Raw genomic sequence first — 20,037 nt, forward strand, 5'->3', positions numbered from 1 at the left:
GGACTGATGGCGGAGCAGCAGCGCAAGTTCGCCTACGCCGAGCAGGCCAACCGGCTGGTCCTGCGCTGGCCGGTGGACAGCGCAGGACCTGTCGGCGACCGCTAGTCGGCGCTCGCGTTGTAGCGGGTCTGCCACTCCGCGAGCGCCGCGGCCAGGTCGCCGCGGGCGCCGATGCGGCGCCAGAACTCGCTGAAGTCCTGTTGCGCGGTTTCCAGGCGGAAGGCCATCCGGTTCGGCTTGTCGCGCAGGAACAGCGCGATGTTGGCCTCGACGGTGTCGAGGTAGTCGCGCGCCAGCGCCTCGGCGCTCTGGCCCGCCTCGCCTCCGAGCAGGATGCCGTCGCGGTAGGCCTTCATGATGCCCATCCCGGTGCGCCTGGCGAAACTGGCGACGACCGCCTCCGGCGCCCGGGTCAGGTGGACGTAGAAGGCGCCGGCACCGTAGCGCCGGTCCAGGCGGCCGAGCAGCCAGGCGAGCCGGTTGTCGGCCTCGATGTGGTCGTCCGGATAGGCCAGGCGGTCGTCGCCGACGAGGCGCAGCCGGGTCTCGTGGCCGGCGCTGTAGTTGACGATGTGGCCGCAGGCCCGGATGAAGGTCGTCGAGCCGCAGCGGCCGCTGTTGAGGATGAATACGTTCATGCCGCCCCCGCCGCCAGGGCGGCTTGCCAGGCGGCGCGGTCGGCGCCGTAGCGGCCGATCGCCGCGGCGATGGCATCGAGCTGCGCCTGGCGCACGCCGGCATCCTCGATCCGGTGCCAGGCGGGCGCGCCGGTGCCGAAGTTGGCGCGCAGGTTGGCGATGAACTCGCCTACCCCGGCGCGTGCCGCGGCCAGGCCCGGGGTGCCGTGCCACCAGCGCTCCGGGGCCTCGAACAGCGCCGCCAGATCCTCGACCTGCGCGGCGATGCTGGCCTGGCGCTCGCGGTAGCGTCCGCGCATGGCGGCCTCGGTCGCCGCCACCGTCGCCGCGATCGCGACGGCCGTCGGCTCGGCGCCGGGATAGCCGGCCGCGCACAGCGTCTCCATGCTGAACAGCATGACGTCGCCGAAATACTGGCGCTCGAACTCGCCCGACAGGTCGACGGCCTGGCCGCCGTGCACGACGCCGGGCCGGCATTCCGCGCGGCCGCTGTCGGCGACGGTGCGCCGGTGCAGCATGGGCAGGTTGGCGGAGGCGAAGGCGTCGCCCAACTCGGCGCGCATGATCCGGCCCAGGGTCGGCCCGGCCATGCGCAGGCGGAGATCGGCGAACGGGATGAACCAGGCCAGGCCGGCCCGGCTGAAGACGTAGTTGCCGGTGTAGACGGTGCGCGCCGGCTTCAGGCCGGCCGGCCCGGCGTCCGGCCGGTAATGGCTGCGCCGGGTCGGGTGCTCGCCGTCGAAGAAATGGCCCAGGCGGGCGGCGAAGTCGGCCAGGCAGGCGGCGTGATCGTGGCGCCCGCGCAGCGGACAGGGATAGCGCCAGGCCTCGGCGGCGGCCCGGAAGCCGAACAGGTCGGCCATGTCGTGGTAGGCGGCATCGTCGGCCTGGCGCGCCGGCCGGCCGTGGAAGCGGCACTCGGCGTCGCCATCCAGGCCGGCCAGGTCGGTCAGGAAGGCGGTGACGTCGGCGACGAAGTTGCCGGCCATCACGGCCGGCGAGACCGGCGGGTCGCCGACCACCTTGCCGGTCAGGACCTGGGTCCCGGTCGTGCTGAAGAGGCGGTCGAGTTCGCCCAGGTAGTCGACCGCATAGGCCAGCTCCTCGTCCTCGCCCCGGGCCAGGTTGACCCGGAACTCCTGGTCGCTGTCGACGAACCAGAACAACTGCGGCCGGCCCGTGTCGGGCAGGCGGTTGAGCCACAGGTAGGCGATGTTGCGGGTGACCGAGGCGCCCTTGTGGCCGCGCCGGCCGCCGTCGCCGAGCGGCCCGGCCAGGCGGCCGCGCAGCGAAGCCGGCAGGGCGGCGACCAGGTCGCCCTGGGCGGCCTGGTCCAGGTAATGCACGGGCAGGCCGGCGGCGCTGAACTCGGCCGCGATGGCGCGGTGGCGGGCCTGGTTGTCGGCCGCCAGGCTGTCGTCCACGGCCAGCACCTGCACGGCGCCGGCATAGGGGTGGTGCTGGAGCAGGCCGGCCAGGCTGGCCAGGCAGTCGGCCAGGTGCCGGGGCCGGTCGGCGACCGGGACGACGATGACGAAGTCGTGCCGACTGGCCGCGCCCGCCACCTTCACCGCCGCGACGAATAGTTGGGGAACAGGTCCTTGTCGATGACGATCTCGATCAGGTTGATGCCGCCGGCCAGGTCGTCGCGCGCGAACAGGGCGTCGATGTCGGCCGTGGCGCCGACGCGCCGGTAGCCGACCCCGAAGGCGCGCGCCAACAACTCGAAGTCCGGGTTGCGGAAGTCGCAGCCGATGTAGCGCCGGTCGTAATGCTGGAGCTGGTTCTTGCGGATCAGGCCCATGGTGCCGTTGTTGAACACCACGACGTTGAGCGGGATGCCATGGTTGACCGCGGTCATCAGCTCGAAGCCGCACATCTGGAAGCCGCCGTCGCCCAGGATGGCGAAGGTGGTGCGCGGGTCGGCCAGGCGGGCGCCGATGGCGGCCGGGATGGCGTGGCCGAGCGAGGAGACGCCGGAGTTCGGGTAGTAGCGGTTGCCGGCGCTGACGTTGTAGAAATTCTGGGCGAAGATGATGTTGTCGTCGAACACCGCCACGCCGCTCGGGAAGCGCCGTTCCAGGGCCTGGAAGAAATGCTGGACCAGGGCGAAGCCGGACTGGAAGAGTACGTAGTCGGTGGTGACGGCGGCCTTGGAACGGCCGATCTGGCCGCCCACCCGCTCGCAGGTGGCGACATCGCGGCCGTTCAGGCGGGCGAGGACGCCGCCCAAGACCTCCTTGATGTCGCCGTTGATCGCCAGGTCGGCCTTGAACACCTTTTCCAACTGGCCGAAGTCGTTGTCAATCTGGGCGATGCGCTTGCCGGCCAGCAGGGCCGGTTCCCAGACGTAGCTGGTGCGCTCGTTGAAGCCGGCGCCGAGGAACAGCACCAGGTCGGCGTTGTCGAGTATGTACTTGTAGGCGTGGCCGCTCGAGGTGACGCCCAGGCTGCCGAGCGACAGCGGCGACTGTTCGCTGATGGTGCCCTTGGCCTTCAGGCTGGTGGTGACCGGGATGGCCAGGGTCTCGGACAGGCGCGCCACCTCGGCCTGGGCGCCGGAACGGATGCAGCCGTAGCCGGCGACGATGACCGGCCGGCGGGCGCCGAGCAGCAGGTCGGTGAGTTCCTGGACCGAGTGCGAGGCGCTGATCGACGGCCGGATGCGGCGCGCGCTCTCGACCCGCTCGAGTATGGCGTCGTCCACCGTCTCCTTCTGCAGGTTGTACGGGAAGCTCAGCAGGACCGGGCCGGGCTGGTCGGAGAGCAGGATCTTGGCCGCCTGGTTGAGGACATTCTCCAGGTAATCGGTGCGCTCGACGATCTTGTTGTAGCGGGTGATGCCCTTGAACAGGGCCACTTGGTCGATGGCGCCGCCCTCGCCCGAACTCTCCTGCAGGCCGCCCTTGCCGAATATGTAGGTGGGCGTCTCGCCGGTGACGATGAGCACCGGCAGCTTGTCGGCATAGGCGTTGGCGATGCCGGTGACCAGGTTGGTCGCCCCCGGCCCGGCCGTCGTGATGCAGGCGCCCACCTTGCCCGAGGCGCGCGCGTAGCCGCCCGCCATGAAGGCCGCCCCCTGTTCGTGTTTCGCCAGCACGTGCCGGATGCCGGAGTCGTACAGGCTGTCGTAGACGGGCAGGATGTGGGCGCCGGGGATGCCGAACAGGCATTCGACGCCCAGGCGTTCCATGAACCGGACGATCAGTTGGCTTACCGGTATTTGCATTGCTTACGTCGTGGCCGCGCGGGCCAGGCGTGGATGGAGGTCGGATTCTAACCTCAATCCTCCTCCTTCTCCCCTTTTTGGTGCAGCGCCCGCTCCAAGCGGGCGAGACGCCTTTTCTCCCGTTCCCGCTTGTCCTCGACCACCTGCATCCGGAAGCGGGGCGTGCGCACGGCCTTGGCGACCGGGTTGCGCGGGCGACGGGGCGGACCGGAGGCGCGCTTGGCCATCTCAGCGCCGGCGTCCGAGCAGCCACTCGGCCACTTCCAGGTCGCGCGGCCAGGTCACCTTCAGGTTGCTCATGTCGCTCTCCACCAGGCGCGGCGCCAGGCCCAGGGCCTCGACCGCCGAGGCCTCGTCGGTGACGCCGGTGCCGGCGTGCTCCAGGGCCCGGGCGAGCAGGCCGTGGCGGAACATCTGCGGCGTCTGGGCACCCCAAAGACGCTCGCGCGGCACGGTCGCCTCGATGCGGCCGCCGGCATCGGCGCGCTTCAGGGTATCGGCCACCGGGGCGGCCAGGATGCCCCCGACCGGGTCGTCGGCGAGACCGCCGAGCAGGCGTTCGAGCAGTTCGGCGGACAGGCAGGGCCGGGCGGCATCGTGGACCAGCACCCAGTCGTCGCCGGCCACCTCGCCGGCGATCGCGCGCAGACCGTTCAGCACCGTCTCGGCCCGGGTCGCGCCGCCGCACCGGAGCACCGCCAGCTTGGCCAGGCCCTGCCAGTCGTGCCGCCCCCACTGGTCGTCGTCCGGGGCCAGGACGACGTAGGTACGCAGGATCGCCGGCGCCGCCTCGAAAGCCCGCGCCGCGTGCCAGAGCATGGTCCGGCCGGCCAGGGCGAGATACTGCTTGGGTCCGCCGGCGGCCATCCGGGCACCGACGCCGGCGGCCGGCAGGAGGGCGAAATAGCGTGACATATCGGATTGTTATCTGGCTTCGATACCCTAGATTTTAGATTGAAGGAGTATCCAGGAGACTGCCATGCTGCAAGTCCGAGCGCCCGTCGTCGCGGGCATGTTCTATCCGGGTGAAGGCAGCGCGCTGAAGGGCGACATCGCGGCCATGCTGGCGGCGGCCAAGCCGACCGAGCTGATCCCCAAGGCGATCATCGCGCCGCACGCCGGCTACATCTATTCCGGGCCGATCGCGGCCAGCGCCTATGCCGCGCTGGCGCCCTTGCGCGAACGCATCCGGCGCGTGGTTCTGCTGGGCCCGGTGCACCGGGTCTGGACCGCCGGCCTGGCCCTGCCCGGCGTCGACGCCTTCGACACCCCCCTGGGACGCGTCGAGCTCGACCGCGAGGCGATACGGAGCCTGGCCGACCTGCCCCAGGTCGAAACCAACCCCGCCGCCCATGCCATGGAACACTCGCTGGAAGTCCAGCTGCCCTTCCTGCAAGCCGTCCTGGCCGACTTCAAGCTGGTGCCCCTGGCGGTCGGCGGCGCCAGCCCGCGCCAGGTGGCCGAGGTCCTGGAACGCCTGTGGGGCGGCCCCGAGACCCTGATCGTGGTCAGCTCCGACCTCTCGCATTACCAGCCCTATGCCCTGGCGCGCCAGGCCGACGCCGGCACCGCCGAGGCCATCCTGCACCTGCGCAGCGACCTGGTCGGCGAGATGGCCTGCGGCTGCCACCCGATCAACGGCCTGCTCGTGGCGGCCGGCCACAAGGGCCTCAAGGCGCACCTGCTCGACCTGCGCAACTCCGGCGACACCGCCGGCGACCGGGCCCGGGTGGTCGGCTACGGGGCGTTCGCCTTCACCGAGGAGCCGGTGTCATGACCCGCCTCCCGGAAACGCCCGACAAGGGTGCCCTGCTGACCGCCATCGCGCGCGCCGCCATCGCCCGCAAGCTGGGCCAGCCGGCCGCCATGGCGGCCACCCGGCCGGACTGGCTCGCCTCGCCCGGGGCGGTGTTCGTGACCCTGACCCAGGCCGGCCAGTTGCGCGGCTGCATCGGTTCCCTGGAGGCCTGGCGGCCGCTCGCCGACGACCTTGAGGCCAACGCCCGCGCGGCGGCCTTCGGCGACCCGCGCTTTCCGGCCCTCGCCGCCGAGGAACTGGCGCGCACCCGGGTCGAGGTGTCCATCCTGTCGAAGCCGGAACCCCTGCCGTGCACGGACGAGGCCGACGCCGTGGCCAAGCTGCGCCCAGGCGTCGACGGCGTGATCCTGGAATGGCACCGGCACCGCGGCACCTTCCTGCCCCAGGTCTGGGACCAGTTGCCGACCCCGGCGTCGTTCCTGCGCCATCTCAAGCAGAAAGCCGGCCTGCCGGCCGACTTCTGGGCCGACGACGTGCGCCTGTCCCGCTACACGGTGGAGAAATTCAAGGAAGCGCCATGATCCCCGAATCCAGCCATCCCGGCCGCTGGTGGCACGCCCTGGAGGACGGCCGCATCCAGTGCGACCTGTGCCCGCGCGACTGCCGGCTGCACGAGGGCCAGCGCGGCGCCTGCTTCGTGCGCAAGATGGAAAACGGCAGGATGGTGCTGACCACCTACGGGCGCAGTTCCGGGTTCTGCGTCGACCCCATCGAAAAAAAGCCGCTCAACCACTTCTACCCCGGCTCCTCGGTGTTCTCGTTCGGCACCGCCGGCTGCAACCTGGCCTGCAAGTTCTGTCAGAACTGGGACATCTCGAAGTCGCGCGACATGGACCGCCTGATGGACGCCGCCGGCCCCGACGAGATCGCCCGCGCCGCGGCCCGCATGGGCAGCAAGAGCGTCGCCTACACCTACAACGACCCGGTGATCTTCGCCGAATACGCCATCGACACCGCGCAGGCCTGCCGCGCGACCGGCCTGAAGAACGTCGCCGTCACCGCCGGCTACATGCACGAGGCGGCCCGGCGCGAGTTCTACGCCGTCATGGATGCCGCCAACGTCGACCTCAAGGGTTTCACCGACGATTTCTACGTCAAGTATTGCGGCGGCCACCTGCAGCCCATCCTGGACACGCTGACTTACCTGCACCGGGAAACCCGGGTCTGGCTGGAGCTCACCACCCTGCTGATCCCGACCCTGAACGACTCCGAGACCGAGATCCGCGCCCTGGCGGACTGGGTGGCGCGCGAACTGGGCCCGGACGTGCCCCTGCACTTCTCCGCCTTCCACCCCGACTACAAGCTGCGCGACCTGCCGGCCACGCCCCCGGCCACCCTGGCCCGGGCCCGCGAACTGGCCATGGCGGCCGGCCTGCACTACGTCTACACGGGCAACGTGCACGACCGCCAGGGCGACACCACGTTCTGTCCGGGCTGCGGCAAGCCGCTGATCGTGCGCGACTGGTACGAGATCCTCGATTACCGCCTGACCGACCAGGGCACCTGCCCGGACTGCGGCGCCGCCGTGGCCGGGCGCTTCGAGCATTTCGAGCGCCCGTTCGGCGCCCGCCGGATACCCGTCTCCCTGCACCGGGCCTGATCAGCCCGCCCCCCGGCCGGCCGCCAGCCAGGCCTCCAGCGCGGCGGCGGCGAGCGGCTCGGCATACAGGTAGCCCTGGCCCAGGTCGCAGCCCATGTCGCGCAGGAGGGTGGCCTGGGCCTCGGCCTCGATCCCCTCGGCGACCACGGCCATCCGCAGGGCCTGGCCGAGCGCCACGACGGTGCGGGCGATCTCGGTCACCTCCTGGTCGGTGCCGGTGCCGAGCACGAAGGAGCGGTCGATCTTGAGCACGTCGATGGGCAGGCGGCGCAGGTAGGACAGGCTGGAATAGCCGGTGCCGAAGTCGTCGATGGCCACCGTGATGCCCAGCTCGCGCAGCTTGCCGAGCAGGCCCGCGGCCCGCTCCGGATCGCCCATGATCATGCTCTCGGTCAGCTCGATCTGCAGGTAGGCGGGCGGGATGCCGTAGCGCGCGGTCAGCTCGCCGATCCGGGCGACCAGATCGACGCGCTCCATCTGGCGGCCGGACACGTTGACCGCGATGGTCCCCATCCGGCCCTGCCAGACGGCCGCCTGGCGGCAGGCCTCGGTCAACACCCAGTCGCCCAGGGCGACGATGATGCCCGAGTCTTCGGCGACCGGGATGAAGTCGGCCGGCATGAGCAGGCCGCGGGTCGGGTGGCGCCAGCGCACCAGCGCCTCGACGCCGTGCAGGCGCCCGTCGGCGAGCGACATCTTGGGCTGGTAGTGCAGTTCCAGCTCGTCCCTGGCCAGGGCCTGGCGCAGTTCCATCTCCATGGCCAGGAACCGGCTGGCGCGCTCGGTCATGTCGGCGCTGAAGAAGCGGCAGACGCCCTTGCCGTCCGCCTTGGCCGCGTACATGGCGACGTCGGCCTGCTTGAGCAGGGTGGCGACGTCGCCGCCGTCGTCGGGATAGAAGGCGATGCCCACCGAGGCGCCCACCTCGATGTGGTGGGCCTGGATCACGGCCGGCTCGGAGATGGTCCGGATCAGGCCCTCGGCGACCTCGGCGTACATCTCGGGAGCGGCGCCGTCCTCGAGGACGACCAGGAACTCGTCGCCGCCCATGCGGCCGACCGTGTCGGTGCGCCGCAGCGAGCCGGTCAGGCGTTCGGCGACCACCTTGAGCAACTGGTCGCCGACGTCGTGGCCGATGCCGTCGTTGACCGCCTTGAAGCGGTCGAGGTCGATCATCATCACGCCGGCGCGGCCGTGCTGGCGGCGCGCCAGCTCGATGGCGTGCTGCAGGCGGTCCTGCACCAGGGCCCGGTTGGGCAGGCCGGTGAGCGGGTCGTGGAAGGCGAGGAACTGGATGCGCTCGTCCTTGCGGCGCTGCTCGGTGACGTCGGTGAAGACGGCGATGTAGCGTTCCGCGCCGGCGTGGGCACCCGCCACCCGGTTGATGGTCAGCCATTCCAGGAACGCCTCGCCGTTCTTGCGCCGGTTCCACAACTCGCCCTGCCAGCGCCCGTCGCCGAGCAACTGCTGCCACATGGCCCGGTAGAACTCGGCGTCCTGGTAGTCGGAGCGCAGCAGGCGCGGAGTCGCCCCGACCGCCTCCTCGGCGCCGTAGCCGGTGATCTCGGTGAAGGCCCGGTTCACGGACAGGATGCGGGCCTGGCTGTCCGTGACCATCACTCCCTCGCTGGTGTTGTCGACCACGCTGCCGGCCAGCAGGAGGTCGAACGCCCCCTTGCTGATCTGCTCCGCGAGGCGGGCATTGTGGCGCCGCAACTGGTCCTCGCGCAGGGCCACCTGCTCGCGCATGTGCTCGAAACCGGCGACCAGGGCGCTCACTTCGCGATGGTGGGTCTCCGGGAGGGCGACGTCGTACTGCCCGCGCGAGATCGACTGCGCCGCCAGGCACAACTGGTCGAGCGGCGCCAGGATGCGCCGGATCAGCAGCGACACGGCGGGCAGGACCAGGAACAGGACCAGCAGCGTGGCCAGCGCCGCGCGCAGCCGGAAGGCGTCGATGCCGGCGCTCAGGGAGTCCTCCGGGACGGCCAGGACCAGGAGCAGGAAGCGGCCCGGCCGGCCGGAATCGACGTGCAGGCGTTGCGCCGCCACCAGGCAGTCGCGGCCACCCAGCCGCATGCGCCGGGTCGGGTAGACGTCGTCGCCCGGGCGGGCGCCGTCGAGCATGCCGGCCAGTTCCGGGAAGTCGGCGGCCAGGCGATGCCGGTTGCCGAGTTCGAAGCTGAAGGCCATGGCCGGGTCGGGATGCAGCAGATAGCGGCCGCGTTCGTCGCTGACGTAGACCGCGGCCCCGGCCAGGGGCACGTGCGCCAGTTGCGCGAACAGCGGCCGCACCGCCATGTTGACCACGATCATGCCGAACAGGTGGCCGTCGGGGTCGTAGACCGGCGTCAACGCGCGGACGGTCGGCACGTGGGGCATCTCGAAGTCGCCATGCTCCCGGTTCAGGTTGAATTCGGACAGGTAGACCTCGCCCTCGCGCAGGCGGAGGCCGTCGCGGAAGTAGTCGCGCCGGCCCTTCTGCTGCAGCTCGGCGTCCGGGATCACCACCACCTTGCCCTGGCGCCGGTCCACCCGGACCAGTTCGCGGCCGTCCTCGGCGACGCCGATGTAGCGGGCCTGGGTGTAATCCGGCCGGGTTTCCAGGAATACCGCGAAGATCTCCTTCAGGCGCTTGATCCAGACCTCGCGCGGGTAATGCTCGACCGGGTCGCCGCCGCCCTGCCGGTCCGCCCGCAGGATGCCGCGCACGGGCGGCGTGCGCGACAGCAGCAGGGTGTCCTCGCGCAGGGTCGCGATGGCGTTCTCGAGGTTGGCGCCGCGCAGGCGCGTGGCACCGTCCAGCTCGCTGGCCAGGTTGCGGTAGACCGACGCCCGGTGCAACTGGTCGACGACCAGGCCGAGCGCCACGGCGCCGGCCAGGATCAGGGCGAATACGACCAGATGGACATGGCGTTGGACGCCCGGCTGGCGGGCCGAGCGGACGCCGTCGGCGCCCCGATTCGGTGTGCTCACGTTACCTCCCCGTTTATCTGTTTCGGGTTTTTGCCAATTAAAGCACCAATACCCCTTTTCACAACACGGCGGCCCGTGCCGTCCGTCGGACCAACTAGGTTGGTTTACCGGGACGGCCAACCGGTTTATGGTGAAACTACGGTCAAGCCCGCGACAGAAAGGAAACGACGATGTCCTACCTCGAACAGAAATGGAGCGAATACAGCCGCGAGCGCAATCCGCTCCGCCGCTACAGCAGCCAGCGCGAATTCGAAGCCGACTGGGTGAACGGCCTGCGTCGTCGTTACGGCCTGTCCCAGGAGGCCCTGGCGGTGCTCGCCAGCGTCTCCGTCACGACGGTGCAGAACTGGGAGAACCCGCAGAGCCGCAAGAGCATCGCGGCCCACAACCAGGACCGCCTGCGCGACATCGACCGCGACCTCTGGATCAAGTCGCACGTCACCCTGCTCGACCCCTGCCCGCCCTTCATCCGCGCCCTCTACGACCTGCTCTCCGCCAATCGCGACGAGAGCGCCCAGGGCCTGGCCGACTACCTGCTGACCACCATGCCGGAACACGACCCGGAACGGCCGCGCCTGCTGCACTGGGCCAGCCTCAGCCACAGCATCGCCGACCCGGCCTCGGCCAAGGCGCGCGCCTACCAGCGCGCCGCGCTGGCCGCCCTCGGCCACGGCCAGGGCCCCCTGGCGGCCGCGATCGAGAACGAGATACTGGGCAGTCAGTTCGAAGACCTCCTGGCCATGGCCGACGGGGCCGAACGCGGCCAACGCGGGGCCGAACTGCTCGACGCCTGCCAGCGCCTGTACCGGCGCGACGGCCAACACGCCTACCTGTGGAACGCCCTCGAGGTGGCCTGCCGGACGCCGCTCGCCAGCAGCGTGCAATATGCCGTGCTGACCGAGTTGCAGGACCTGCTCGGCGAAGACGGCGTGCGCCGCCGGGTATTGACCGACGACGGCTACCAGGCGGTACGCGCCGCCTACGAACGGCCGGCCTCGGTGAATTGATGGAACCTGGGAGACAGACCATGAAAACCAGGCTCATCCAGATCGCAACCCTCCTGCTCCTGCTCGGCGCGGCCAACCTCGCCGCGGCGGCCGAACGCCAACCGGTGCCGGTGCAGCAAGCCGTTGCCGCCAGCACGGCCGACGCCGCCGACGGCCAACGTGACCGCCTGTCCTGGCAACGCGTCGGCGCCCCCGAGGAGGGCATCGGCTAGACGTCCGGCGCGACCGTTGCGCGCCGTTCTGGCATCCTAACGACCTCGTCGAGCGCCGCCGGCCCCGTGCCGGCGGCGCTCGACGGCCATCCGAGGACCAGGACACACCATGGAAAACCTGCAGCCGCGCCCGGTCTGGGCGCACTTCGCCGCCCTGTGCGCCATTCCGCGGCCATCCGGCCGGGAAGCGGCCGTGCGCGACCACCTCCTGGCCTGGGCCCGGGCGAACGCCATCGCGGCCCGGGTCGACGCGGCCGGCAACCTGATCCTGAGCAAGCCGGCCAGCCCCGGCGGCGCCGACCTGCCGGGGGTGATACTGCAGGGCCATCTCGACATGGTCTGCCAGGCCAATGCCGGGACCGGCCACGACTTCGAGCATGACCCGATCCGTCCGGTCCTGCGCGACGGCTGGCTGGTCGCGGAGGCCACCACGCTGGGCGCCGACAACGGCATCGGCGTCGCCCTGGCGCTCGCCGCCCTGACCGAACCCGGCCTCGTGCACCCGGCCCTGGAGGTGCTCCTGACGGTCGACGAGGAGGACGGCATGCACGGCGCCCACGGCCTGGCCCCGGGCAGCCTGGCCGGGCACTACCTGATCAACCTGGACAGCGAGGACTGGGGCTACTTCTATCTCGGCTGCGCGGGCGGCGTCGACATCGAGGTCGAGCAGCCCGTCGAACGCGTGCCGATGCCGGCCGACCGGGTGGTCCGGCGCATCACGGTATCCGGGTTGCGCGGCGGCCATTCCGGCCTCGACATCCACCTCGGCCGCGGCAACGCCATCAAGCTGCTCGCCGAGGCCGTGCGCGAACTGGCCGGGCAAACCGACCTCAACCTGATCGAACTGGCCGGCGGCAGCGCGCGCAACGCCATCCCGCGCGAAGCCTGGGCCGACGTGGCGCTGCCGGCCGCGGCGACGGCCGGCCTGGCCGCCTGGGCCGCGGCCAAGACCGCCGAGTGGCGGACCCGGTTCGCCGCCGGCGACGCCGGCGTCGCCCTCGCCTGTAGCCCGGACGGGACGGCCGCGACGGGCAGCCTGGCGCCGGCGGCGCAGGCACGCCTGCTCGACTTCCTGGCCGATGCCCGGGACGGCGTCGCCGCCATGAGCGCGGACTTCCCCGGCACCGTGGCGGCCTCCGACAACCTGGGCGTGGCGGCCCTGACCGGGACGGCGTTCCGCGCCACGATCATGGCGCGCGGCCTGGCCGACCGGCAGACCGACGGCCTCGCCGACGCCATCGTCGCGCAGGCCGCCGGACACGGCCTGGCCGCCCGCAAGACCGGCGCCTATCCGGGCTGGACGCCCGACCCGGCCTCGCCCCTGCTGGCCCGCTGCCGGGCCGCCTACGCCGAGCACTTCGGCGCCGAGGCGGGCCTCCGGGTCATCCACGCGGGCCTCGAATGCGGCGTCCTCGCCGGTAGCCATCCCGGCCTCGACATGATCTCGTTCGGACCCGACATCCGCGGTGCCCATGCGCCCGGCGAGGCGGTCGAGGTCGCCTCCGTGGCGCGCGCCTGGAGCCTGCTCAAGGCCGTGCTGGGCGCGCTCGCCCAGCCGTGACCGGCGCGCCGGCCCCGGCCTACTGCACCTACCAGCTGGTGATCCGGGTCGCGCAGCCGGTCGAGGTCGCGGTGGGCCGCTTCGGGCGCCACCTGTTCCCGGCCGGCACCTACGTCTACACCGGGTCCGCCAGGCGCAACTTCGAGGCCCGCGTCGCGCGCCACCTGCGCCAGGCCAAGACGCTGCGCTGGCACATCGACTATCTGCTCGCCGCGCCCGGCGTGAGCGTGCTCGAAGTGCGCCGCACGGACGCCCCGGAATGCGCCGTCAACCAGGCCACGGCGGGTGAGGTCGTGGTGCCCGGGTTCGGCGCCTCGGATTGCCGAAACGGCTGCGCCAGCCACCTGAAGCGCCTCGCCTAGGCCGGCCGCCCGGGTTCGGCGCCCGGCCCGGATGCCGGTAGAATGGCGCCCTGCCTCAGCCAACCGCGGGCCCGGCCCCCGGCGCGCCGCCATCCTTCCTTGCCAGATCGGGATACGCCATGTCCAAGACCTCGCCCAAAGTCTTCATCGCCGCCTTGCTATTCCTGGCCCTCGGCGTGGCCGCCGCCTACGCGGTGCCGAGCGCCGAGATCGCCATCGTGCTGGGCATACTGCTGCTCACCGTCTTCCTGTTCGCCTTCGAGGTGGTCGGCGTCGACGTCGCCGGGGTCAGCGTGATGGTCATCCTCGGCCTGCTCAGCTCCTTCAACGGCCTGTTCGGCCTGTCCCAGCCGCTGGTGCCCACAGGCGACCTCTTCCGGGGCTTCTCCAGCAACGCCGTGATGTCCATCGTGGCGGTCATGATCATCGGCGCCGGGCTCGACAAGACCGGCCTCATGAGCCGGGTCGCCGCGACCATCCTGAAGCTGGCCGGACGTACCGAGGCGCGCGTCATCCCGGCCATCTCGGGCACCGTCGGGGTGATCTCCAGCTTCATGCAGAACGTCGGCGCCGCCGCCCTCTTCCTGCCCGTGGTCAGCCGCATCGCGGCGCGCACCGGCCTGCCCATGTCGCGCCTGCTCATGCCCATGGGCTTCTGCGCCATCCTGGGCGGCACCATCACCATGGTCGGTTCCAGCCCGCTGATCCTGCTCAACGACCTGATCCTGACCTCCAACAAGGGCCTGGCGCCGGAACACCAGATGGCCACCTGGTCGCTGTTCTCGGTCACCCCCATCGGCCTCGCGCTGCTCGCCGGCGGCATCGCCTACTTCGTCCTCGCCGGGCGTTTCGTGCTGCCGAGCGGGCACCAGGAGCACATCACCGAGGGCGCCAACGCGATGCAGTATTTCCAGGACGTCTACGGCCTCGACTATGGCCTCTTCGAGGTCGTCGTGCCCCCCGGCAGCCCGCTGGTCGGCCAACAGCTGGACGGCTTCGAGCACGAACAGCGGGTGCGCGTGATCGGTGTCCTGCGCGGCGCCGAGGACCTGCGCGTCGGCCCCAGCGGCCTGGCCCGCGACATCGGCCTGGAACCCTACAGCGTGCTCGGCATCCTGGCCGCCCCGGACGCCCTGGCCGCCTTCGTCGCCAACAACGGCCTGCAGCTGCGCGACGAACTGGTCACCTTCGCCGAGGTCCTGGCCGCCACCAAGGCCGGCATCGCCGAGGTGGTCATCCCGCCCGGCTCCGAGCTGATCGGCAAGAGCGCCCGCGACGTCTGGCTGCGCAAGACCTACGGTCTCGCCATGGTGGCCCTGCATCGCGGCGGCCGCACCCTGCGCGAGGGCGAGGGCATCCGCAACATGCCGTTCCAGGCCGGCGACGCCCTCATCGTGCACACCGCCTGGGAGTCCCTGGCGCACCTGGAGAAGGACAGGAACTTCGTCATCATCACCACCGAGTACCCGCACGAGGAACTCCGCCCGCACAAGGTCGGCGCCGCCCTGCTGTTCTTCGCCGTCGCCCTCGGCCTGATCCTGTTCACCGACATCCGCCTGTCCATCGCCCTGATGACCGGCGCGCTCGGCATGATCCTGACCGGCGTGATCCGCATCGAGGAGGCCTACCAGGCGGTGAGCTGGAAGTCGGTGTTCCTGCTCGCCAGCCTGATCCCGCTCGGCCTGGCGGTGGAAACCAGCGGCACGGCGGCCTGGATCGCCGAGCAGACCCTGACCCTGCTGGGCGGCGTGCCGATCTGGGCGCTGCAACTGGTGATCGCCATCCTCGCCACCGCCTTCACCCTGGTCATGTCGAACGTCGGCGCCACGGTACTGCTGGTGCCCCTGGCGGTGAACATCGCCATCGACGCGGGCGCCAACCCGGCCGTGTTCGCGCTCACCGTGGCCCTGGCGACCTCGAACTCGTTCTTCCTGCCCACCCACCAGGTGAACGCCCTGATCATGGGCCCGGCCGGCTACCGGGTGGCCGATTTCATGAAGGCCGGCGGCATCATGACGGTGCTATTCCTGGCCATCATGATGGTCATGCTCAACCTGATCCACTGACCGGCCCGCCGTGGTCCCGTCCCTGGTCGCGGAGTTCGAGGTCCGCCTGCAGCGCCTGCGCGAGGCCCTGCCGGCGCTGGCGTTCTTCGCCGGCTTCGCCTGGGACGCCCTCACCCTGGGCCGCTCGGTGGCGGCCATGGACCTCTGGCTCCTGAGCGCCTACCTGGCCGGCGCCGCCGCCCTGCTCTGGCTCATCGGCCGGCGCCAGGCGCACGCCGTCGCCGGTGCCGGCGAAGCCGCCGAAACGGGGCCCTGGTGGCGGGAATCCGGCCCCTACTTCCTGCTCCAGTTCCTCTTCGGCGGCCTGTTCTCGGCCCTGTTCATCTTCTACTTCGAGAGTTCCAGCCACTTCCTGGCCACGTTGTGGGCGCTCGGCCTGGGCGGCCTCCTGGTCGCCAACGAGTTCCTCGAGGACCGCTACCGGCGCTTCACCCTGACCTGGGCCCTGTTCGGCCTGTGCGCCATGCTGCTCCTCAACTTCGTCGTGCCGCACGTGGTCGGCAGCATCTCGGCCATCTGGTTCGTCCTCAGCACCCTGGCGGGCGCCGGCCTGGCCCAGGGACTGCGCCACTGGACACCGGGCCGGCCCGGCCGCATCCGGCCGGTCTGGGGGATCGCCGCCGCCCTGCTGCTCGCCTACGCCCTCGACGTCATCCCGCCCGTGCCCCTGGTCAAGCGCGACATCGCGGTCGGCCACGATCTCGGCCACGTCGACGGCGCCTACCGCCTGCATCAGGAGAAGGCGCCCTGGTGGCAGTTCTGGCACCGCACGGTGGCGGCCGTCCACCTGCGGCCGGGCGAACGCCTTTACTGCGTGTCGGCGGTGTTCGCGCCGAGCGGCCTGCACACCCGCCTGTACCACCGCTGGTCGCGCCACGATCCCGACACGGGCTGGAGCGACGCCCCGCGCATCGGCTTCGACCTCGCCGGCGGGCGCTCCGGGGGCTACCGCGGCTACACCTGGAAGCAGAACCTGGCGCCCGGCGAATGGCGCGTGGTGGTGGAGACCGAGAACGGCCATACCGTCGCCGTGCACGGCTTCGTCATTGCCCGGGAGGCGCTCGCCGACGATGCCGAGATGGTCGACAAGACCTTCTGATCAGTAGTGGGGCGGGATTTCCTCGCCCGGGTCGCGCCGTTCCTGGCCCTCCGCCTCGCGCATGCGCCGGTACAGCTCGGTGAGCTGCGATTGCAGGAGGTCGATCTGTTCCTGTTGCCGGAACACGGTCCCGTTGAGGGTGTCGATCAGGTCCTCGGCGAAGCCGAGCTTGATCTCCAGTTCGGTGATCCGGGCGGCCAAGTCGCTCATGCCGCGTCCTCCGTCTCCGTACTGGCCGGTTTGGCCAGCATGGCGGCGCGGCTGGCCGGGGTCTCCAGGCTGATGCGGCCGAGGGCACCGGTCCGGAAATCGGTGAGGAACAGCAGCGCGGCCTTCTCCAGGTCCGCCCCGCCGCCCTTGCCCTTGAGGAGGCAGCCGCGCCGGCGCGCCACCGCCTCGACCACGGCGTGGCCGTCGAGGCCGTCGGTCGCGATGCCGTAGCGCTCGGCCAGGCGCTCCGGATAACGGGCCAGGAGCAGCCCGGCGAGGAATTCCGCCACCTCCTCCTCGATCACCGCGTTGCGCCCGATGGCATGCGCGGCCGCCAGCATGTAGCCGTCGCTGTCGTGTTCGATCTTGGGCCACATCAGGCCGGGCGTGTCGGTCAGGGTGAGGCCGGGACCGTGGTCCAGGCACTGCTGCGACTTGGTCACCGCCGGCTCGTCGCCGACCGCCGCCACCTTGCGCTTGAGCAGGGCGTTCATGATCGTCGACTTGCCGACGTTGGGGATGCCCATGATCATCATGCGCAGCGGCTTGGTGTTGTCGCTGCGGTGGGGCGCCAGTTGCCGGCACAGGCCGACCAGGCGGGCCACCTCGGCCGGCTTCTTGGCCGAGATCGCCACCGCCTTGACGTTCGCCTGGGCGTCGTACCAGGCCAGCCAGGCCCGGGTGGCGGCCGGATCGGCCAGATCGGTCTTGTTGAGCACCTTGAGGCAGGGCCGCTGGCGCTGCTTGCGCAGCTCGGCAATCATCGGGTTGCCGCTCGCCTCGGGCAGGCGGGCATCGAGCACCTCGATGACCACGTCGACCCGCGCCATGGCCTCGGCGGCATGCTTGCGGGCCGAGGCCATGTGGCCCGGGAACCACTGGATCGTCATGGACTAGGCCGTCACGAGGATGGTCCGGCCCTGGCAGGCGACGCGCTGGCCGGCCCGGATCTTGGCCGTCTTGCGGGCTTCCGGCCGGCCGTCCACGGTCACCTCGCCCGCCGCCACCAGGGCCTTGCCCTGGCCGCCGCTGTCGGCGATGCCGGTGAGTTTGAGCAGATCGCAGAGCGGCACGTGGTCGCCGTTCAGCTTGAATTCGATGGTGTCGGTCTCGGTCATGGCGCGCAGTTTACCCGCAATGGCGGCGCGGCCCTATCCGGACCCGTCCGGGCCGCACCCTACAGTCTGCGCCGGCTTTGCCGTTAAGCACCTGCAGAATTAGATAATCGATGGAGAGACAACGTGAACAGCATACGCAGCAAGATGTTGGCCATCACCGGCCTCGGGACCACGTTGCTGTTGGCCGCCGCGCTGACCGGCCTGTGGCTGGCCTGGCAGGAGATCGACGGTCTCCACGAGGCGGCCGGGCAGGCGCTTTCGGCCGCCCAGGTGGCCGATTTCGCGGCCCGCGCCAAACAGGAGATCCTGTCCAGCCTGGCCCTCATGGGCGTCGCCATCGTGGTCGCCTTCGTCGCCTTCCAGTGGCTCATCGGCAAGGCCATCCTGGCCCCGGCCGGACGCCTGGTGGAGGACTTCAACGAGATCGCCAAGGGCAACTTCGCACGCCCGATCCGGCATGACACCGAGGACGAGATCGGCCGCATCGCGGCCACCGCGGAACACCTGCGCCGCGAGGTGGCGACCATACTCGGCGACGTCCTGGCCTCCTCGCGCCAGCTCGACGAGACCTCCGGGCGGCTGGCCGGCAACGCGGCCGACCTGGCCGACGCCTCGCACGTCCAGCGCGATGCCGCCAGCTCCACGGCGGCCAGCGTGCAGGCGATGGCGCACGCCATCGCCTCGGTCGCCGAACATGCCGCCAGCGTGCGCCGGCAGACCGAGCAGAGCCTCGCCCACAGCCACGACGGCAACGTCAAGCTGTCCGAGCTGATCGGCGAGATCAGCGCCGTGGAAGACGCCGTGGCCGACATCAGCCGGTCGGTGAACGAATTCATCCGCAGCACCGAGGCGATCACCACCATGACCCGCCAGGTGCGCGACATCGCCGACCAGACCAACCTGCTCGCCCTCAACGCCGCCATCGAGGCGGCGCGCGCCGGCGAACAGGGGCGCGGCTTCGCGGTGGTCGCCGACGAGGTGCGCAAGCTGGCCGAGAAGTCGGCCGAGTCGGCCAGCCAGATCGACCAGGTCACCAGCCGCCTGGGCAGCCAGTCCGGCCAGGTCGACCACGCCATCGATGCCGGCCAGAAGTCGCTCCAGCGCAGCCAGGACATCCTCGAGGAGGTCGCCCTGGTCCTGTCCGAGGCCAGCCAGTCGGTGTCGAGCGCCCACGAGGGCGTCAACTCGATCTCGGAATCGGTCAGCGAACAGAAGGACGCCAGCCTGGCGATCTCCGGCCACGCCGAGCGCATCGCCGAGATGGCCGGCCAGAGCAATTCGGCGGCCGAGCGCAACGGCGACGCGGCCGGCCTGCTGCGCCAACTGGCGGCCAGCCTGGCGGCCAGCGTCAGCCGCTTCAGCCTCTAGGCGCCGCCGGGGCCCGGCCCGGCCGGGTCAGGCCGGGAACACGCCGGTCGACAGGTAGCGGTCGCCGCGGTCGCAGACGATGCTGACGATGACCGCGTCCTCGACCTCGGCGGCCAGCTGCAGGGCGGCGTACATGGCGCCGCCGGACGAGATGCCGGCGAAGATGCCCTCCTCGCGCGCCAGCCGGCGCGTGGTCTCCTCCGCGGCGGCCTGGCCGACGTAGATCATGCGGTCGATGCGCTGGAAGTCGCAGATCGACGGCAGGTATTCCGGCGGCCACTTGCGGATGCCCGGGATGTTGGCGCCCTCCTCGGGCTGCACGCCGATGACCTGGATGTCCGGGTTCATCTCCTTCAGGTAGCGCGAGCAGCCCATGATGGTGCCGGTGGTGCCCATGCTCGAAACGAAATGGGTGATCCGGCCGCCGGTGTCGCGCCAGATCTCCGGCCCGGTGCTCTCGTAGTGGGCGGCCGGATTGTCCGGATTGGAGAACTGGTCGAGCATGATGCCCTTGCCCTCGGCGACCAGCCGGTCGGCCAGGTCGCGGGCCGCCTCCATGCCGCCCGCCTTCGGGGTCAGCAGCAGTTCGGCGCCGAACGCCCGCATGGTCTGGCGGCGTTCCACCGACAGGTGCTCGGGCATGATCAGGACCATGCGGTAGCCCTTCATCGAGGCCGCCATGGCCAGGGCGATGCCGGTATTGCCGGAGGTCGCCTCGACCAGGGTGTCGCCCGGCTTGATCTCGCCGCGCGCCTCGGCCTTGGCGATCATG

At 71.0% G+C, this 20,037-nt stretch carries 20 protein-coding genes; 10 read left to right on the forward strand and 10 right to left on the reverse strand.

Going from position 1 to position 20,037, the window contains the following annotated elements; translation table 11 throughout:
* Positions 1-101: 101 nt before the first annotated feature.
* The 5 genes from EZJ19_RS10095 to ispD are packed head-to-tail and all read right to left on the reverse strand — an operon-like array spanning position 102 to position 4,782.
* Positions 102-638, reverse strand: a complete 537-nt coding sequence (locus tag EZJ19_RS10095; RefSeq protein WP_131447195.1) for a hypothetical protein — start codon at positions 636-638, stop codon at positions 102-104.
* Complete coding sequence (locus EZJ19_RS10100) at positions 635-2,203, reverse strand: hypothetical protein (RefSeq protein ID WP_131447197.1); 1,569 nt, start codon at positions 2,201-2,203, stop codon at positions 635-637. The genes EZJ19_RS10095 and EZJ19_RS10100 overlap by 4 nt, the downstream gene beginning before the upstream one ends.
* A 2-nt stretch (positions 2,204-2,205) precedes the next feature.
* On the reverse strand, positions 2,206-3,867 hold the full coding sequence (locus EZJ19_RS10105; protein WP_131447199.1) for a thiamine pyrophosphate-binding protein: 1,662 nt from the start codon (positions 3,865-3,867) through the stop codon (positions 2,206-2,208).
* Positions 3,868-3,920: 53 nt separating this feature from the next.
* Positions 3,921-4,094 carry a DUF7230 family protein gene (locus tag EZJ19_RS15880; RefSeq protein WP_165873543.1) on the reverse strand — a complete coding sequence of 58 codons (174 nt, stop codon included), beginning with the start codon at positions 4,092-4,094 and terminating at the stop codon, positions 3,921-3,923.
* A gap of 1 nt (position 4,095) precedes the next feature.
* The gene (gene ispD / locus EZJ19_RS10110) at positions 4,096-4,782 is read right to left on the reverse strand and encodes a 2-C-methyl-D-erythritol 4-phosphate cytidylyltransferase (protein ID WP_131447201.1); all 687 of its coding nucleotides are present in this window, start codon (positions 4,780-4,782) and stop codon (positions 4,096-4,098) included.
* A gap of 64 nt (positions 4,783-4,846) precedes the next feature.
* Between ispD and amrB the strand changes: the two genes are divergently transcribed.
* From amrB to amrS, 3 genes are read left to right on the forward strand one after another with little or no spacing between them, the layout of a single operon-like run.
* Complete coding sequence (amrB, locus tag EZJ19_RS10115; protein ID WP_131447203.1) at positions 4,847-5,644, forward strand: AmmeMemoRadiSam system protein B; 798 nt, start codon at positions 4,847-4,849, stop codon at positions 5,642-5,644.
* A complete protein-coding gene (gene amrA, locus EZJ19_RS10120) occupies positions 5,641-6,207 on the forward strand; it encodes an AmmeMemoRadiSam system protein A (RefSeq protein WP_131447205.1) in 567 nt (188 codons plus the stop codon). The genes amrB and amrA overlap by 4 nt, the downstream gene beginning before the upstream one ends.
* Positions 6,204-7,286, forward strand: coding sequence for an AmmeMemoRadiSam system radical SAM enzyme (gene amrS / locus EZJ19_RS10125; protein ID WP_131447207.1), 1,083 nt, complete (start codon positions 6,204-6,206; stop codon positions 7,284-7,286). Before amrA ends, amrS begins: the two co-directional genes overlap by 4 nt.
* On the opposite strand, the gene EZJ19_RS10130 is transcribed toward amrS, so the two are convergent.
* Positions 7,287-10,262, reverse strand: coding sequence for a bifunctional diguanylate cyclase/phosphodiesterase (locus EZJ19_RS10130; protein ID WP_131447209.1), 2,976 nt, complete (start codon positions 10,260-10,262; stop codon positions 7,287-7,289).
* 170 nt (positions 10,263-10,432) lie between these two features.
* On the opposite strand from EZJ19_RS10130, the gene EZJ19_RS10135 reads away from it, so the two are divergent.
* The 6 genes from EZJ19_RS10135 to EZJ19_RS10160 all read left to right on the forward strand — a co-directional run bounded on the left by EZJ19_RS10135 (position 10,433) and on the right by EZJ19_RS10160 (position 16,569).
* Positions 10,433-11,269 (forward strand): helix-turn-helix domain-containing protein, encoded by an 837-nt coding sequence (locus EZJ19_RS10135; RefSeq protein WP_131447211.1) that lies wholly within the window; start codon positions 10,433-10,435, stop codon positions 11,267-11,269.
* A 20-nt stretch (positions 11,270-11,289) separates the two neighbouring features.
* The gene (locus tag EZJ19_RS10140; RefSeq protein ID WP_131447213.1) at positions 11,290-11,481 is read left to right on the forward strand and encodes a hypothetical protein; all 192 of its coding nucleotides are present in this window, start codon (positions 11,290-11,292) and stop codon (positions 11,479-11,481) included.
* Positions 11,482-11,590: 109 nt separating this feature from the next.
* Positions 11,591-13,042 (forward strand): beta-Ala-His dipeptidase, encoded by a 1,452-nt coding sequence (gene pepD / locus EZJ19_RS10145; RefSeq protein ID WP_131447215.1) that lies wholly within the window; start codon positions 11,591-11,593, stop codon positions 13,040-13,042.
* Positions 13,039-13,404, forward strand: a complete 366-nt coding sequence (locus EZJ19_RS10150; protein WP_206199394.1) for a GIY-YIG nuclease family protein — start codon at positions 13,039-13,041, stop codon at positions 13,402-13,404. Before pepD ends, EZJ19_RS10150 begins: the two co-directional genes overlap by 4 nt.
* A gap of 119 nt (positions 13,405-13,523) precedes the next feature.
* Complete coding sequence (locus EZJ19_RS10155; RefSeq protein WP_131447217.1) at positions 13,524-15,470, forward strand: SLC13 family permease; 1,947 nt, start codon at positions 13,524-13,526, stop codon at positions 15,468-15,470.
* A 10-nt stretch (positions 15,471-15,480) separates the two neighbouring features.
* Positions 15,481-16,569 (forward strand): DUF2914 domain-containing protein, encoded by a 1,089-nt coding sequence (locus tag EZJ19_RS10160; protein ID WP_240754738.1) that lies wholly within the window; start codon positions 15,481-15,483, stop codon positions 16,567-16,569.
* Here EZJ19_RS10160 and EZJ19_RS10165 read toward each other — a convergent pair whose 3' ends face one another.
* From EZJ19_RS10165 to EZJ19_RS10175, 3 genes are read right to left on the reverse strand one after another with little or no spacing between them, the layout of a single operon-like run.
* Positions 16,570-16,779 (reverse strand): SlyX family protein, encoded by a 210-nt coding sequence (locus tag EZJ19_RS10165; protein WP_206199395.1) that lies wholly within the window; start codon positions 16,777-16,779, stop codon positions 16,570-16,572.
* Positions 16,776-17,669: a ribosome biogenesis GTPase YlqF gene (gene ylqF / locus EZJ19_RS10170; protein ID WP_131447219.1), complete on the reverse strand. Its 894-nt coding sequence runs from the start codon at positions 17,667-17,669 to the stop codon at positions 16,776-16,778. Before ylqF ends, EZJ19_RS10165 begins: the two co-directional genes overlap by 4 nt.
* Positions 17,670-17,672: 3 nt before the next feature.
* Positions 17,673-17,897: an RNA-binding S4 domain-containing protein gene (locus EZJ19_RS10175; RefSeq protein WP_206199396.1), complete on the reverse strand. Its 225-nt coding sequence runs from the start codon at positions 17,895-17,897 to the stop codon at positions 17,673-17,675.
* Positions 17,898-18,020: 123 nt separating this feature from the next.
* Between EZJ19_RS10175 and EZJ19_RS10180 the strand changes: the two genes are divergently transcribed.
* Positions 18,021-19,265, forward strand: coding sequence for a methyl-accepting chemotaxis protein (locus tag EZJ19_RS10180; protein WP_131447221.1), 1,245 nt, complete (start codon positions 18,021-18,023; stop codon positions 19,263-19,265).
* A 27-nt stretch (positions 19,266-19,292) separates the two neighbouring features.
* On the opposite strand, the gene cysM is transcribed toward EZJ19_RS10180, so the two are convergent.
* Positions 19,293-20,037, reverse strand: a 745-nt coding sequence (gene cysM / locus EZJ19_RS10185; RefSeq protein WP_131447223.1) for a cysteine synthase CysM, incomplete at its 5' end; no start/stop codon positions are given.

It is taken from the genome of Parasulfuritortus cantonensis (genome assembly GCF_004337445.1).
In the GTDB taxonomy this organism is placed as follows: domain Bacteria; phylum Pseudomonadota; class Gammaproteobacteria; order Burkholderiales; family Thiobacillaceae; genus Parasulfuritortus; species Parasulfuritortus cantonensis.

Excerpts from the sequence above, each read along its gene's own strand:
- EZJ19_RS10095 (WP_131447195.1), bottom strand. The coding sequence starts at position 638 with ATGAACGTATTCATCCTCAACAGCGGCCGCTGCGGCTCGACGACCTTC.
- EZJ19_RS10105 (WP_131447199.1), bottom strand. The coding sequence starts at position 3,867 with ATGCAAATACCGGTAAGCCAACTGATCGTCCGGTTCATGGAACGCCTG.
- EZJ19_RS15880 (WP_165873543.1), bottom strand. The coding sequence starts at position 4,094 with ATGGCCAAGCGCGCCTCCGGTCCGCCCCGTCGCCCGCGCAACCCGGTC.
- ispD (WP_131447201.1), bottom strand. The coding sequence starts at position 4,782 with ATGTCACGCTATTTCGCCCTCCTGCCGGCCGCCGGCGTCGGTGCCCGG.
- amrB (WP_131447203.1), top strand. The coding sequence starts at position 4,847 with ATGCTGCAAGTCCGAGCGCCCGTCGTCGCGGGCATGTTCTATCCGGGT.
- amrA (WP_131447205.1), top strand. The coding sequence starts at position 5,641 with ATGACCCGCCTCCCGGAAACGCCCGACAAGGGTGCCCTGCTGACCGCC.
- amrS (WP_131447207.1), top strand. The coding sequence starts at position 6,204 with ATGATCCCCGAATCCAGCCATCCCGGCCGCTGGTGGCACGCCCTGGAG.
- EZJ19_RS10135 (WP_131447211.1), top strand. The coding sequence starts at position 10,433 with ATGTCCTACCTCGAACAGAAATGGAGCGAATACAGCCGCGAGCGCAAT.
- EZJ19_RS10140 (WP_131447213.1), top strand. The coding sequence starts at position 11,290 with ATGAAAACCAGGCTCATCCAGATCGCAACCCTCCTGCTCCTGCTCGGC.
- pepD (WP_131447215.1), top strand. The coding sequence starts at position 11,591 with ATGGAAAACCTGCAGCCGCGCCCGGTCTGGGCGCACTTCGCCGCCCTG.
- EZJ19_RS10155 (WP_131447217.1), top strand. The coding sequence starts at position 13,524 with ATGTCCAAGACCTCGCCCAAAGTCTTCATCGCCGCCTTGCTATTCCTG.
- EZJ19_RS10165 (WP_206199395.1), bottom strand. The coding sequence starts at position 16,779 with ATGAGCGACTTGGCCGCCCGGATCACCGAACTGGAGATCAAGCTCGGC.
- ylqF (WP_131447219.1), bottom strand. The coding sequence starts at position 17,669 with ATGACGATCCAGTGGTTCCCGGGCCACATGGCCTCGGCCCGCAAGCAT.
- EZJ19_RS10175 (WP_206199396.1), bottom strand. The coding sequence starts at position 17,897 with ATGACCGAGACCGACACCATCGAATTCAAGCTGAACGGCGACCACGTG.